The organism is Scytonema hankhaensis NUACC26 (assembly GCF_045865695.1).
Classification (GTDB): domain Bacteria; phylum Cyanobacteriota; class Cyanobacteriia; order Cyanobacteriales; family Nostocaceae; genus Scytonema.
Window position 1 is genome coordinate 74,572 of sequence record NZ_BAACAP010000244.1, and the last position, 14,841, is coordinate 89,412.

Below are 14,841 nucleotides of genomic sequence, written 5' to 3' on the forward strand. Positions count from 1 at the left end.
TATACAAAAACTACAAATTATCTTAAACGTCCAACAGTGCATAAGCTTCGTTGATTAACCGTATTTTCTCTTGAGACTGTTTCTGTTGTTGTGGATTATTCATAAACAAATCGGGATGCCATTTTTTCACCAAAGTTCGATACGCCTGTTTTACCTCAGCCTGTGAAGCACCGGGCTGTAAACCTAAAATGGTATAAGCACGAGTAATTTTTTCTTTCTCTGTCTGTGCTAATGGTTGATTTGGTACTTTGTGACTTCGATTTGAGTTCTGTTGCTGATTCCCTTGAGAACTAGATGAACTCATGTTTGCTTTCATCTGTGCTATTTCTTCATCAATTTCTAAAGCACGGAATTTTGCTTCTAGTTCTTTATCTTTTTTCCAATTAGGAGGTGGAGGTGATGGAATTCTCGCAGTTCCAGTAAATTTTCCCTTATCTTTCTTGTCTTCCTTGTCTTTCTTATCTTCTTTGTCTTTGTTGACCTTGGCTTCTGGACTCTTTGTCCCTACTTCCTCCTTCACTCCCTTACCCGATCGGCGGTACACAGAACGCAAATCTTGAGGTTTAGGCATTTCTGTTGGAACTTTCACTTCAGGAGGAATGGGAATTTTTAGCGTTTTTTCTAATTGTTGACACAATTGATATAAATTATTTTGTAATTGCCATATTTCCTGACGTTTTTGAGTTATTTCTATAGGCTCTTTTTCTTTATTTTCTGAAAGATAAATTATTTTTTCAGACTTCTTTTCATAATCGTTCAGTAGAGATAATCCGCGATCGCTCAAACAAACAAAATACTCATCAACAGCATCGATACAAAGTTTAGCCACTTTTTGATGGTAAGATTCTTGTGCTGTCTTTTCCTCATCTTGCTGCAATTTCTTATTCACCAAATAAGAAATACTGCCAACAACAGCTGCACCTATAGGACCACCTAATAGCCAACCGATACCACCTCCAACAGCTATCGAACCTGGTTCGCTCAAACCATCAAAACTTCCTGACTGAGGAGGTAATTTGACTTTTGGCTCATCTGGTAAAGGAATTAATAAATCCTCTGGACGTTCTTCTTGAAAAAATTCGTATGCTTGGTATAGCCATTTCACTATATCTTGCTGTAACTCTTTCAAATCATTTTTCAGAGTATCTTTCTCCCAATTTTTAAAATTACCTTGTGCGATCGCAACAGCTGCATCAGCTTGGTATTTATTTCGTAAATTGGGTAAAGCTAACCAATCGCGTAACTTAGAGACACTAACAGTAAAGCCTTGTTTGATAAGTGTTTCCGCACGTGTTTTTATATCATTTTTAGCTTTTTGTTTTTCATCAAATGCGTTGATTTCACTTTGCAATGGACTTATTTTAGCTTGGAACGAGCGCTGAATTTGAAGAGCTATGGGTTCTACTCTTTGCAAGCGCACATTTTTGTGATTTTGTTTAAATGTTGATACAATATTTTGCAAAGCAGATTCAAAAGCGACTAAACCGCTACTACTAGCAGCTGCAACATCGCCCTTCAGCCTTGCTCTTAAAGCAGGTAAAGCATCAACGCGATATAAATTACTAAAACCAGGAGGTAATTCGGCTCGAAAACTTTCAGCAACAAACCGCAAACGATTTTGGACTTGTTTTTGGTCTTCAGGAGCGAGTAAATTAATAAAATTAGCAACAAAAATAACTGTTTTAATCCCTCGTTCTAATAACCAATCTCGTAAGTTTTCTCGCTCTCCTAAAGTCATTAACTTGCGAGCATCAAGAAGTTGGATAACTAAGTCTGCACTCAAAAGTTGTTGGCGGACTAAATTATCTTGTTCTTCTCTGTCGTTGGTTCCTGGTAAATCTAAGAATTCTACACCAGTGTCTAAAAAGGGATGAGGACAAAAAACTTCTACAGATGCTACATCGCTTCGCATCCGCCTGTCATTATCTAAAACGGCAAATTGCTTTAAAACTTCAGTTCCGGTACGGTAAATTTCTGTTCCATTGGTCAGAAGAATTCGAGTTCTGAGACTGGTTCCATACCTGACAATGATTGCAGCACCTGTTGTGGGAATTAAATCTATTGGCAAAGCACGATCGCCTAACATGGCATTGATTAGGGTAGACTTACCGTGATTAAATGGCCCAAAAACTGCAATCCGGAAGTTAGGATAGACGAGATGATTGGAGATTGCGATCGCATCTTGATACAGTCGCGATTTAGCATCTAAATTAAGCAAAGCAGACGCCGATTTTAGAGCATCTGCAAGTTTTTGGTAATCTTCTTTTTGCTGTGATTGCATCCTTTTCTTCTCCTCATCTCATCATCTCCTTGTTCCCAGGTTGAGCCTGGGAACGACTTAGTAGAGGCGGAGCCTCTAGTACAATTGTGTATGTGAGGCTCCGCCTCAGTGAATGCATTCCCAGGCTGAGCCTGGGAACGAGTGTGTAAAGCTACAGCCCAGGAACAAGTAAAACTAACTGTAGTAAGCTAGTAAATTGTTGTAAGCTGACTCAACTGTCTGCAATTGAGCAAAGATGTCTTCTTCCAACGTTTTCAACCGCTTCAATTCAGTCTCGCGATTGATTTCGCGAGTTTCCTTTTGCTTGAGCAAATTATCCAACTCTGATTTCCGGGCGGATATATCATCATTAATGCGTGCGCTGACTTCCTTTTCATAAGAATCAAAGCACTCTTTGACCGCCTTATGAACTATATGCCATTGCTCGTGGGCGACTTGTGGCAAATACTTCACTAACTCTTTCTTTGCTGTTTTCACTAACTCTTTACGGGCTCGATCTGCTTGTAAAAAGCCAACACCCAAGCCCAGCAAAGCAAATCCAATCGGTCCAAGGAGAACTCCCGTGACTGCTGAAATTATCCCACCAATACCAATCACAGTAAAGTAGTTTAACAGGATATTTTTCCAGTCAAAGCCGACACCAGCCATAGCGACACCAGCTAGATTACCCTTAGAGAGGGATAACAATCCCATCGCCCATTTCGCCCAACCAGGAGAGTTATCTTCTTCAGTTGTAGTGTTCGTGTGAACTTTAACTTTTTCTCCTGTCAATTGTTCTGTAATTATGTCTGTGACTTGATTGTAAGATGCGCCATACTGTGCTGCACTTCTGGAAAGTTGGGCAAAAGCTGCACTGATGTCTTTTTCAGCCGTTAAAGTCCAAGCAGCAGATTTATCGGTGATATATTGTTCAAAAGCTTTTTGCAGTGCAAGGTTAAAGGCTTCCCGCTTCCCACTGCTGAGAAAATCAAATAAATTTAATTCTGGCTGATAGCGGAGGAAATCTGTTTCAAAGGTGTTACCTAAGCCCAAAACGTAGTCGCGGAAAGAATCTGCTACAGCTTTAGATTTGGTGTCACTGGTGTTTTTGATTTCTTGCTGAAATTGGTCTCGGATATTTGTAAGTTTTTGGAATTCGGGTTCTACAGAGTTAATTCTTGCGCGTAATTGGTTGACATCTTGGTCAAGCAATGGGATTCTTCTTTCAATAGCTTCGCGAGTGCGATCGCATGCTTGTCTTGCTAATGTTCTGACTTGGCGCAGTTCTGCGATCGCTCTTTCGCGAGTCAGAAAAGTATTCAGCGAACCCATAAATTCAGCAAAGCCAGTTCCCTCCAAAGAAGCCTGAGGATTCTTCAATCTGCGGCGCAGTGCTTGAATGGAAGAGATTTCAAACACTCGTTCATCATAGATATCGTGACCATCCACATAACAGTATTCCGATAAATTAGCTCGGAAAACTTGTCTCAATCTATCCTCAGCCGATTTTAATTCCTCTTCGTCATCAGGGTCAATCAAAGATTCCTTCACTTGATCCCAAGCATTAATCAGAAAGAAAACTGACAGCCCCCGACCTTTGATATAATTTTCTAGATAGCGCCGTTCCCCAAGAGTGCAAGGTTGCGATGCTCTCATGACAAACAAGATGGCATGACAGTTATTAACGTAACCTAAGGATAATTCGTTTCTTGCTTCCGTATCATTCAATCCTGGGCTATCAACAATTTCAATCCCTTTTTCTAATAGAGGTAAAGGGTACTCAACCACTGCATAATCAACATCAGGGAAAGCTTGCTTTTTCTCTTGCTCTAGTTTTTTTGCTTCTTGTGGGTCAATAGTGTACTTAAACTTAAAGTTTTGGAAATCTAACTGTTGCGGGCTTTTGCCATCATTATAATAGACGGTGACCTTTTTTTCGGCTCCATAACGTAAAACTGTTAATACTGCGGTACAGGGATTCACATCGCTTGGTAACAAATTCTCACCAAGTAAGGCATTCAGTAAGGTACTTTTACCCCGTTTCATATCTCCCAGAACGAGTAAGCGAAAGACACCAGTACGGAGGTTTTTACTAGCTACTTTAATATCTTCAATATCGCGTTCTAAACTGAGTTTTCCAGATGTTGTGTCTCCAGCGACTTCTGCTCGAGCAATTGTGTCAGCTATTTTATCTAAAGCCACAGCAACTTCAGAGCGAACTTGTATGACACGCTCTAAATCGTTAAGAAATGTATCAGTTCCTGCTTGAGTTACCATAATGAATTATGAATTATGAATTATGAATTATGAAAGAAGCTTTATCAAGGAATAAAAAATAACTTTCATCCTTTATGCTTGTTTTGGTCGAAAAAGAGTTTATATGCAACAAAGCCGAGCAACCCAATAATGACAATTCCTGCTAAAAACGATGCTACCTTAACAGCAACAATTGCCATAACTCCAAGAGCAAATAATTTAGCTCCGAGAATAGCTTTTTTTTGCCACGGTTTTTCCAACTTTTCAGGCTGATGCTTTACGGTCTGATAAACCTTGGCATTGTCAGCATTCATCTGGTTTTCTAACTCCCGGAGTCTCAGTTCCGTCTCTTTTTCTCGGATTTGACGCTCAATCCGTTCTAAGTCTTTATACTTATCTTCTGGAGATTTCACCCTTGGTTACTCCAATCAATTAGGATAACATCAGCAATAAAAATGGGTTATTAGTAAAATACCTTACAGCTATTTAGAATAACATCAGTGCAAATACTGTTTTTGTTCTCACTAGCTCCCCGACAACTTCTGCGGATGCAGAGTCTCTGGGACTGCATTCCCAGGCGGAGCCTGGGAAGGAGAGGAGGGGTGTACTTTGGGAAACCTTGCTATGAAAAAGGAACATTCCCTACTCCCTACTCCCTTTTTCTACCTTTCCTGTTGCGCCCAAATACGTGTTGGAAGCCCCCAAACATAAATGAAACCTTCGGCTGCTTTGTGGTCAAATTTATCTTCAGCACCGTAGGTTGCTAAATCAGGCGTGTAGAGGGTGTTTTCAGATGTCCGCCCAACAATGGTGGCATTACCCTTAAACAGTTTTACTCGTACAGTTCCAGAAACTCGCTCTTGTGTCTTCTGAATAAAAGCATCTAAGGCTGTTTTTAATGGACTGTACCATAAACCGTTGTAAACCAGTTGGCTGTAAGTCTCTTCAATCCCACGCTTGTAGTGAGTCACATCTGCGGTTAAAGTTAAGCTCTCTAAATCTCTATGTGCTTGAATTAACACGAGCATGGCGGGCGCTTCGTATATCTCCCGCGATTTGATACCTACCAAGCGGTTTTCTATCATGTCAATGCGTCCAACTCCGTGATTTCCCACCACTTGATTGAGGTGTTCGATCAACTCCACTGGATTTTTATATTCGCCGTCGATCGCAGTAGGTATACCCCTATGAAAACTAATCTCAACATACTCTGGCTCGTTAGGAGTATCGGCGATTGCTTTAGTCATCGCATAGATTTCTTCTAACGGTTCTACATTAGGATCTTCCAAAACCCCTGCTTCTATACTCCTCCCAAGTAAGTTACGGTCAATGCTGTAGGGTGAAGATTTTTTCACTGGTGCAGGGATACCATATCGTTCTCCATATGCAATGGTTTCCTCTCGGCTCATTCCCCATTCTCTTGCTGGTGCAAGTATCTTAATATTGGGGTTAAGCGCAACTGTGGAAACATCAAAGCGCACTTGGTCGTTCCCTTTACCCGTACAACCGTGTGCGATCGCATCTGCTCCATATTTTACTGCAGTCTCTACCAGCACCTTCACAATTAACGGACGGGCGAGGGCTGTTGCAAGGGGATAGCGATTTTCATAAATAGCATTCGCTTGAATGGCTGGAAATGCGTAATCCTTGACAAAACTCTCTTTAACATCCGCTACCAAAGATTCGCTTGCACCTGACTTTAGTGCTTTTTCTCTGACTGGAGCTAATTCATCACCCTGTCCTAAATCTGCAGCGAGAGCAATAACTTCTTCTACTCCCCACTCATGCTTGAGGTAGGGAATGCAGACGGAAGTGTCAACTCCACCAGAATATGCCAAAACAACCTTTTTTGCGTGACCCATTTCTTTACTCCAGTTAGCAAATTAAAAGCGAAGCAATGAGTCATTATACGTAATAAATTTTGCTTTTATACAAATTCAAAAAATTTATTTTTTTGTTACAATTTATACAAATTTATTTAGATTATATCATACCCGTGGTACGGGCGAGGACGCCCGTACTATGTGAATGGCGGGCTTCTAGCCCGCACCACAAGAAGAAATTTTGAATGTTATGACAATGGCGGGCTTCTAGCCCGCACCACAAGAAGAAATTTTGAATATTATGACAATGGCGGGCTTCTAGCCCGCACCACAAGAAGAAATTTTGAACTTAATGCACAGCCCTCACACCTTGTTCCTCACCAATATCCGGGCTTCGTAAATCTTCCACCAAGGCTTGAATCTCTACAGGTGGTGGTGGAGTCAGGCGAGACACCACAAGCGTGACAATCAAGTTGATAATCATGCCAAGAGTCCCTATGCCCTCTGCAGACACTCCAAAGAACCAAGCGGGCATACCTGCAAACTTCACACCTACGATGTATACTATGGTGAAAACTAACCCCGTTATCATACCTGCGATCGCACCTTCTTTGTTCGTGCGCTTGTCGAAAATGCCGAGGATAATAACTGGGAAAAAGCTAGAAGCGGCTAAGCCAAAGGCGAAAGCAACAACTTGACCGACAAATCCCGGCGGATTGACCCCAAAATATCCAGCAAGGACGAGGGATAAACCTACCATGATACGTCCAACAAATAATCGTTTCTGTTCTGAGGCTTCCGGATCGACTATACGATAATAAACATCGTGAGCGATGGAACTAGAAATAACTAGCAACAACCCCGATGCTGTGGACAAGGCTGCTGCTAAACCACCCGCTGCTACAAGAGCAATGACCCAGGGTGCTAGTTTCGCAACTTCTGGGGTGGATAGTACAATGATGTCTGGGTCAATGGTAATTTCAGTTTTGTCTTTTTGTGGGGATAACTGAAAACGCCCATCACCATTCTTGTCATCAAAAGACAAGAGTTTTGTCTTTTCCCATTTGTTTGCCCAGTCTAACTGGCGCACTTGCTCAACTGTACTGTTGTGCAGGGTATTGATGAGATTGTAACGGGCAAACATGGAGAGGGCTGGAGCAGTGGTATAAAGAATAGCAATGAATAACAGCGCCCAACCTGCTGAAAATCTAGCCGATCGCACGTCGGGTACTGTATAAAAACGCACTATTACGTGAGGGAGCCCAGCAGTTCCCACCATGAGGGCGATGGTAATGAAGAGTACGTCGATGGCAGACTTATTGACAAATGCCTGAGTATATTCCTTAAACCCAAGGTCAACTTGGAGTTGATTGAGTTTACTAGCAATATCACTGAAGGTAAACGCAAACTGAGGAATGGGATTACCCGTCAGTAACATAGCAATTGCGATCGCCGGAATCAAGTAAGCAACAATCAAGATGACGTATTGTGCGACTTGCGTCCAGGTGATACCTTTCATACCACCCAAGACGGAGAAAAATCCCACAATCACCATGCCGATAATCACACCTGTATTAATATCCACTTGCAGAAAGCGGCTAAATACAATGCCCACTCCTCGCATTTGTCCGGCAACATAAGTGAAGGAGACAAATATGGCTGCTACCACTGCCACCAACCGAGCAATATTCGAGTAGTAGCGATCGCCTACAAAATCAGGTACTGTGTACTTACCAAACTTTCGGAGATACGGTGCTAACAGTAATGCTAGCAACACATAGCCTCCCGTCCAACCCATAAGATAAATAGAGCCGTCATAGCCCAGAAAACTAATCAGTCCCGCCATGGAAATAAAGGAAGCGGCGGACATCCAGTCTGCAGCTGTCGCTGCACCGTTAGCAACAGAAGGAACCCCTTGGTCTGCTACATAAAACCCTTTACTATCCTGAACTCGCGATTGCCATCCTATGTAAAGATAAAGCAGAAACGAAAGCCCGACTATTATAATCGTCCAAAGTTCTACTGACACAGCTTTTCCTCACCTTTTGATATTGTATTTGCGGTCGAGTTTATCCATCTGAAAGGCATAAACAAAAATCAACAGCACAAAAGTCAGAATTGAACCCTGCTGTGCCATCCAAAAGCCAAAAGGTACGCCAAAGAAACGTATTGTGTTCAATGGTTGTACCAGCAAGATACTAAAACCAAGGGATACCAACGCCCAAACTATTAAAAGATTGCGGATTAAAGCAGTATTGGCACGCCAGTATAAACGACTCTTTTCTTTATCCATTATCTTTTACTATCAATGTAATAAAAAATATATCAGGTCAATTCGGATTTATCTCTTGAAAATCTAAGGGATTGATTAATTTTCTCTACATAAGACTCCTATCTGATTTTTGAAATACATCTAAGATGGGCAATGCCCACCAACAAGTCTTTTGGTGGGTATTGCCCATCCTACATGACTTAAAATTTTTTATGATTCAGAGTTGCTATATATATAGGTATCTTTAGAAGGAGATTATGCATTACCTGAAAGTTTTGGTAGGGGCACGGCGGCATTGCGCCTGACATTTTTTCCGGACATTTCTAATTTCTGTTATTAAAAATTAATATTTTTTTGTAGATAGTATGGGAATTGCGAATTAGCGATTGGGGATTTGGAAAAGAATTATTTTCATTGCCTTGTTGTGAGTAATTGCTCATGGGCGTCTCAGTAATTGCACATAATTAATTTCAATAATGTTTTTGATTTGCCCCATGCCCGTTCTTTAAAACGCACTTATAAATTTTTCTTATATATAAATTGCAAAAATTTATTAAAAAAATATAAGAATAGTTTGAATAAAATTAATAATTTGTTACATTAGTTAACATAGGTCAACAAAAAATATTTGTGCAGTATGTCAGTGGATAGTAGACACTGGTTGTGGATGAATATTTTAGTATCAACCTATCTCGGCACTACAGTTCCCAATCTTTATAATTTGTAACATGGATGCGAATGAACTCATAAAGCACTATAAGGCAGGCAATAGAGATTTTTTACAGGTGTCCTTGCAACGAGCGCACCTGAGCGAAATCTCATTGACTAAAATTAATCTGAGTCGGTCAGATCTTACAGGGGCGACTTTATCAGCAGCGAATCTACGCGGAGCAATTTTGAGTGAAGTCATTCTAGCAGAAGCCAATTTGTGGAGGGCAGACCTCACTGAAGCTTTTATGATTTGGGCGAATTTACACAAAGCGAATTTGATTCGTGCAAATCTTTGTAAAGCGGACTTACATCAGGCTATACTAACAAGGGCAGATTTGCGGTTAGCGGATCTGAGTTTTGCCGACCTAAGTAACGCTAACTTAGAAGGTGTGGATTTACGCTATGCTAACTTAATCGGTGCGAATTTAGTAGGTGCTAACTTGAGTAAGGCTAATTTAACTGGTGCAAAATTGAATCAAGCGGACTTGCACAACACAAACTTGACAAAAGCTATCTTGTTAAGAACCGATTTGTGCCATGCTGACACCAGTTCTACAGCACTAAGCAGCGATTCAGTTACTACAGCGCGATCGCGCTTCGCGTAAAATCCCGTAGGCGATATGATTCATTGCATAATTGGTATTAATAGGCGCGATAATAACAAGAGTAGTCTATTGAGGAGGCAAGCTTAGGTTGTAGCTCCTTAAATTTTGTTGAAAATTTCTTCAGAGCAAGCTCTACAGCTTATTGGTGATGAAGACTTCAAATTCCTTACTGCACGATTTACTCCAGACCTTACCGTCTTTAAGATGTCAAGTTTACTTCAAATCTTCCTTGACAGCGCTTTCTCATGCAATGGAAGACTTGATATTGGTAGGAATCGATAAGCCACTGGTGATTGCCAATTTTCAGCAAGAGCGTTATTATCTTCAAGAAACCCGCCGCTACCAAAGAATTGCTCAACGTACAGACCAGGTTTATGTCCTCGCCGCACCAGAAGCAAATTTTAAAAGGCTCTCAGATCCATTGGTGACAATTCCCTTCCATCCAGAAGATGCATTAGCACAAGAATGGCATCTCATCATCATTGGAAAAAAATATAGCGCTTGTATCGTTTGTCAAGAATACGCTTCCCCTGTGGATGGTTCATCGTTGGATCAAGCAAGACAATTCAAAGGAATTTGGACTTTTGACCGTGAAGTGAACATTGCTGCCGCTAAACTCTTAATGGAAAAGATTTTGAATTACAGACCCGACTTGGCAAGTAAGATAGAAGTGGCACGGCAACGCTACGGTTTGACTCAAGTTAACTCAGACAGAACAGCAGACAATCGGGTACTGGAAATTGACGCACGATTGTTTACAGACCGATTGGTCACTTACTTACAAAATAGTCAGTACAAGCAAATTAAAGCTTACCGAACTATTACAAAGAAAGAACGTCAGGAACGTTTGATTAACACTATTAGTACTGCTATTCGTCAATCCCTCAATCCAGAGGAGATTTTTGCAGTCACAGTGAAAGAACTCAGTCAGGTTTTCAGCCCCTGTCGCTGTTTGCTTTACCCCTATCATCCCACTGAGAAACTGACTCCTATTGAATATGAAGCTCTAGCTCATGGATTGACTTCGTTGAAGGGAAAAGTTTGGTCTTTAGCAAAGCATCCTCTATTCCAAACAATCTTATCTCAAGATAAAGTCGTTGCGATCGCTGACACAACCCAAGATTTAGGAATTCAAGCACACCCAGATTTGAGCAAGCAACTCCAAGAGTTTGGCATCAGGTCGTGTCTCGTAGTATCCATTCGCTATCATCAAAAGTGGTTGGGAATATTGGAGTTGCATCATTGTAGTTCAGAACCACTCATCTGGGATGATTCCGATAAGTCATTGGTAGAAGCGATCGCAACTCAAGTTGCAGTTGCCCTCATACAAGCTCAAGCATACACCAATTTGGAAACTTTAAATCACCAACTTGCGGCATTAGAACGGACTCAAAGTAACTTAATTGCGATAGTCGGACACGAACTGCGAACTCCCCTATCCACCATCCAAGTGTGCTTGGAGAGTATAGCCAACGAACCGGATATGCCTATCGAATTTCAGCAAACCATGTTGCAAACTGCCCTTGCTGATTCAGAACGAATGCGGCGGCTGATTCAAGATTTTCTGACTCTTTCTCGTTTAGAAGGGGGTATGCTGAACTGGCATATAGAACCAGTTTCCCTTCAAACAATTTTGGAGTTGGTTATTAGTAGCTTGAGAAAAACCCAAACAGAAGATCGAACTTTACCTGCCATTTTTCTAGAATTGCCTTCTGACTTACCCCTAGTACTTGCAGATGGCGATGGATTAACCGAAGTTGCCAGCAAACTTTTAGACAATGCTTGTAAATTTACTGATTCCAAAGGAAAAGTAACAATTCGCGCTCAAATTCTCAATGTAGAAGAAAACGGAAGTCAAGGCAAGGAAAAAAAATCTCCTCCGGCGATCGAAGTTATTATTGCAGACACGGGACGAGGTATAGAGCCAAATCAGTTGGAAGCCATTTTTGCCAGATTTTATCAAGAAGAAGGTTTCATGCAACGGACAATTGGCGGAACTGGATTGGGTTTAGCGATTTGCCGTCAAATTGTTGGGAAATTAGGAGGCAAAATTTGGGCTACCTCCCAGGGGCGGGGGCGAGGAAGTGAGTTCCACTTCACAATCCCTATAGCTCCTACTATATAACCGTTGTTGAGCAACTAATGCAAGGCGCTTGGAGGTGCTATGTCTGGGATGACGACTCGTTGGTTTTTGGGAATTGCGACATGGAGTGCGTTCGCTTTGGGAGCAAATTGTGCTTCTGCCCAAATTACCCCAGATGGCACTTTACCTAATAATTCCATCGTCAAACCAGATGGTAGCATCCTTAATATCACAGGAGGAACACAAGCTGGTGGTAACTTGTTTCATAGCTTCCAACAGTTTTCTATACCCTCTGGTGGCACTGCTTTTTTTAATAACGCTGCGGATATTCAAAATATTATTAGTCGAGTAACGGGTGGATCGATTTCTAACATTGATGGCTTAATTCGTGCTAATGGTACAGCTAATCTGTTTTTGATAAATCAGAGTGGGATTATTTTTGGGCGGAATGCCAGTTTGGATGTTGGTGGTTCGTTTGTAGCGACAACTGCCAATGCGATCGCTTTTGGCGAGCGAGGTTTTTTCAGTGCTTCTGCTCCGAATAATCCTGAACTGCTAACGGTGAATCCTTCGGCTTTTTTCTTTAATCAAATTGCAGCAGCACCAATTGAAAATAACTCAGTTGCAGATGCTGGTTTAAATCTGTCTTCAGAGTTTACAGTAACGGGCTTACGTGTACCAAATGGATCGAGTTTGCTGTTAGTAGGTGGTGATATCAAAATGGATGGAGGAGGTTTATATGCTTTTGGTGGGCGAGTCGAGTTAGGTGGATTAGCAAGTGCAGGAACAATTAGATTAAATGGAGATGCTAATAATCTGCGTTTGAGTTTTCCCGATCTTGTAGAAAGAAGTGATGTTTTCCTTAGCAATGGTGCTGGGGTAGCGGTAGTTGCAGGGGATAGTGGAAGTATCGCAATTAATACCCGGAATTTAGAGATGACAGGAAGGAGTTACTTAGTTGCAGGGATAGACAGTGGGCTAGGTTCTAGTAATAGTGAAGCGGGAAATATTGAGGTTAATGCAACGGTCGCAATTAATCTTAACAACGAGAGTTCCATTAACAATGTAGTGCTAGCAAGAGCAAGCGGACAAGGAGGCAATGTGAATATCGGTACTAGCACGTTGCGGCTTGAGGGTGGGGCGCAAGTGGGTGCTGCTACATTTGGTTTGGGTAAGGGAGGAAATTTGACTATTAATGCCTCTGACGTGCAAGCGATCGGTAGAACTGCTGACGATCTGTCTTCCAGTGCTTTGGTTGCTAGGGCGGAGCGAAACTCATCAGGGAATGGAGGAGATTTGACAATTAAAACTAATACTTTATTAATTAAAGATGGGGCATTTGTAAGTGCTGGTACAGTTGGTTCGGGCAATGGCGGAAATTTAATCGTTGATGCTCGCGAAGTACAAGCGATCGGTACAAGCGCTGATAGTCGGATTTCCAGTAGCCTAAATACTGACGTACAGCCAAACTCAACAGGGAATGCGGGAGATTTGACGATTAAAACGAATACCTTGTTAATTAAAGATGGGGCACAGGTGGCTTCTGGTACTTTTGGTTCGGGTAACGGAGGAAATTTGATCGTTGATGCCCAAGACGTACAAGTCATTGGGGAGTCAGCTGATGGTAAGGCTGGTAGTGGCTTGACTGTTGCCTCAGAGCCAAACTCAACAGGGAATGGGGGAGATTTAACGATTAAAACGAATACCTTATTAGTACGAGATGGGGCATTTGTGAGTGCTAGTACATTTGGTTCGGGCAAGGGGGGAAATTTAAGCGTTAATGCTATTGATGTGCAACTGATTGGGAGCAGCGCTAATAGTTTATTTCCCAGTGGCTTGTTTGCTGACGCACAGCGAAACTCAACAGGGGATGCAGGAGATTTGACAATTAAAACGAATACCTTGCTAGTACAAAACGGGGCTGTAGTAAGCGTGCAGAGTTCTGGAAAGGGAACCGCAGGCAACACGATCTTAAATGCACGTTCTATCCGTTTAGACAACTTAGCCTTACTTACCGCTAATACACAAAGTGCTAAAGTTAACCCTACTAGGGAACAAGCGACAATTAACATTAACTCACGAGATTTAATAATGCGCCGTGGCAGCAACATCAGAACCAACGCAATAGGAGAAAATGTCATCGGCGGCAATATCAATATTGATAGTGATGTCCTTGTCGCCGTGGAAGATAGCGATATCAGTGCTAATTCTACTAACTTCCGTGGTGGAAATGTACGAATTACTGCTCAAGGTATTTTTGGTACACAATTTCGAGATACTCCCACTCCCTTAAGTGATATCACTGCTACCGGGAGAAGTTCTGAGTATAGTGGTACTGTCGAAATCGACACACCTGATGTTGACCCCAGCCGAGGCTTAGTTGAACTTCCCGTAAATGTGGTTGATGCCACACAGCAAATTGCCACTGGCTGCAATCCCAGTAGCAAGCGAAGAAGAAGCTCATTTACTACCACAAGTCGTGGAGGAGTAGCATCTAGTCCCACAGATCCATTGATGAATGATGAGATACTGGCAGATTGGATCTCTTTTAACCCTAGTAGTGACAACCACTCCTCACCACCTGTTACCAACAAACCAACTACCGCCATACCAAAATCGATTGTGGAAGCTAATAGTTGGATTAAAAATGCCAAAGGGCAAGTGGAACTCACAGCAGCACCTACCACACCTCCAGCGTTGTTTTCTGTCCGTTTGCGTTCGTGCAACGGACAATTGGGGGAACAATCAGTGACCAGTGACTAGTCATCAGTGACCATTTTAAATTTTGGGTTGGGAAAGCTTTACTCTCAATTACTGCATAACCAAATTTC

At 41.9% G+C, this 14,841-nt stretch carries 9 protein-coding genes; 3 read left to right on the plus strand and 6 right to left on the minus strand.

From position 1 onward, the window contains the following. Positions 1-22: 22 nt before the first annotated feature. From ACKTT2_RS42600 to ACKTT2_RS42625, 6 genes are all read right to left on the minus strand, one after another. Entirely contained in the window at positions 23-2,281 is a 2,259-nt protein-coding gene (locus ACKTT2_RS42600; protein WP_407897983.1) for a dynamin family protein, read from the minus strand. Between the two features lie 174 nt (positions 2,282-2,455). Next, on the minus strand, positions 2,456-4,537 hold the full coding sequence (locus tag ACKTT2_RS42605; RefSeq protein WP_407897985.1) for a dynamin family protein: 2,082 nt from the start codon (positions 4,535-4,537) through the stop codon (positions 2,456-2,458). A gap of 65 nt (positions 4,538-4,602) precedes the next feature. Beyond that, the gene (locus tag ACKTT2_RS42610) at positions 4,603-4,929 is read right to left on the minus strand and encodes a DUF3040 domain-containing protein (protein WP_407897987.1); all 327 of its coding nucleotides are present in this window, start codon (positions 4,927-4,929) and stop codon (positions 4,603-4,605) included. 249 nt (positions 4,930-5,178) lie between these two features. After that, on the minus strand, positions 5,179-6,378 hold the full coding sequence (locus tag ACKTT2_RS42615; RefSeq protein WP_407897989.1) for an argininosuccinate synthase: 1,200 nt from the start codon (positions 6,376-6,378) through the stop codon (positions 5,179-5,181). Positions 6,379-6,688: 310 nt separating this feature from the next. Next, positions 6,689-8,368: a sodium:solute symporter family protein gene (locus ACKTT2_RS42620; protein WP_407897991.1), complete on the minus strand. Its 1,680-nt coding sequence runs from the start codon at positions 8,366-8,368 to the stop codon at positions 6,689-6,691. A 9-nt stretch (positions 8,369-8,377) separates the two neighbouring features. Continuing rightward, the gene (locus ACKTT2_RS42625) at positions 8,378-8,632 is read right to left on the minus strand and encodes a DUF4212 domain-containing protein (RefSeq protein ID WP_407897993.1); all 255 of its coding nucleotides are present in this window, start codon (positions 8,630-8,632) and stop codon (positions 8,378-8,380) included. 707 nt (positions 8,633-9,339) lie between these two features. On the opposite strand from ACKTT2_RS42625, the gene ACKTT2_RS42630 reads away from it, so the two are divergent. The 3 genes from ACKTT2_RS42630 (at position 9,340) to ACKTT2_RS42640 (ending at position 14,773) form a co-directional block, all read left to right on the plus strand. Then, positions 9,340-9,927 carry a pentapeptide repeat-containing protein gene (locus ACKTT2_RS42630; protein WP_407897995.1) on the plus strand — a complete coding sequence of 196 codons (588 nt, stop codon included), beginning with the start codon at positions 9,340-9,342 and terminating at the stop codon, positions 9,925-9,927. A 148-nt stretch (positions 9,928-10,075) separates the two neighbouring features. Next, positions 10,076-12,052, plus strand: coding sequence for a DICT sensory domain-containing protein (locus ACKTT2_RS42635; protein ID WP_407897997.1), 1,977 nt, complete (start codon positions 10,076-10,078; stop codon positions 12,050-12,052). A 39-nt stretch (positions 12,053-12,091) separates the two neighbouring features. Continuing rightward, complete coding sequence (locus tag ACKTT2_RS42640; protein WP_407897999.1) at positions 12,092-14,773, plus strand: two-partner secretion domain-containing protein; 2,682 nt, start codon at positions 12,092-12,094, stop codon at positions 14,771-14,773. Positions 14,774-14,841 lie beyond the last annotated feature (68 nt).

Excerpts from the sequence above, each read along its gene's own strand:
- ACKTT2_RS42600 (WP_407897983.1), bottom strand. The coding sequence starts at position 2,281 with ATGCAATCACAGCAAAAAGAAGATTACCAAAAACTTGCAGATGCTCTA.
- ACKTT2_RS42605 (WP_407897985.1), bottom strand. The coding sequence starts at position 4,537 with ATGGTAACTCAAGCAGGAACTGATACATTTCTTAACGATTTAGAGCGT.
- ACKTT2_RS42615 (WP_407897989.1), bottom strand. The coding sequence starts at position 6,378 with ATGGGTCACGCAAAAAAGGTTGTTTTGGCATATTCTGGTGGAGTTGAC.
- ACKTT2_RS42625 (WP_407897993.1), bottom strand. The coding sequence starts at position 8,632 with ATGGATAAAGAAAAGAGTCGTTTATACTGGCGTGCCAATACTGCTTTA.
- ACKTT2_RS42630 (WP_407897995.1), top strand. The coding sequence starts at position 9,340 with ATGGATGCGAATGAACTCATAAAGCACTATAAGGCAGGCAATAGAGAT.
- ACKTT2_RS42635 (WP_407897997.1), top strand. The coding sequence starts at position 10,076 with ATGAAGACTTCAAATTCCTTACTGCACGATTTACTCCAGACCTTACCG.
- ACKTT2_RS42640 (WP_407897999.1), top strand. The coding sequence starts at position 12,092 with ATGTCTGGGATGACGACTCGTTGGTTTTTGGGAATTGCGACATGGAGT.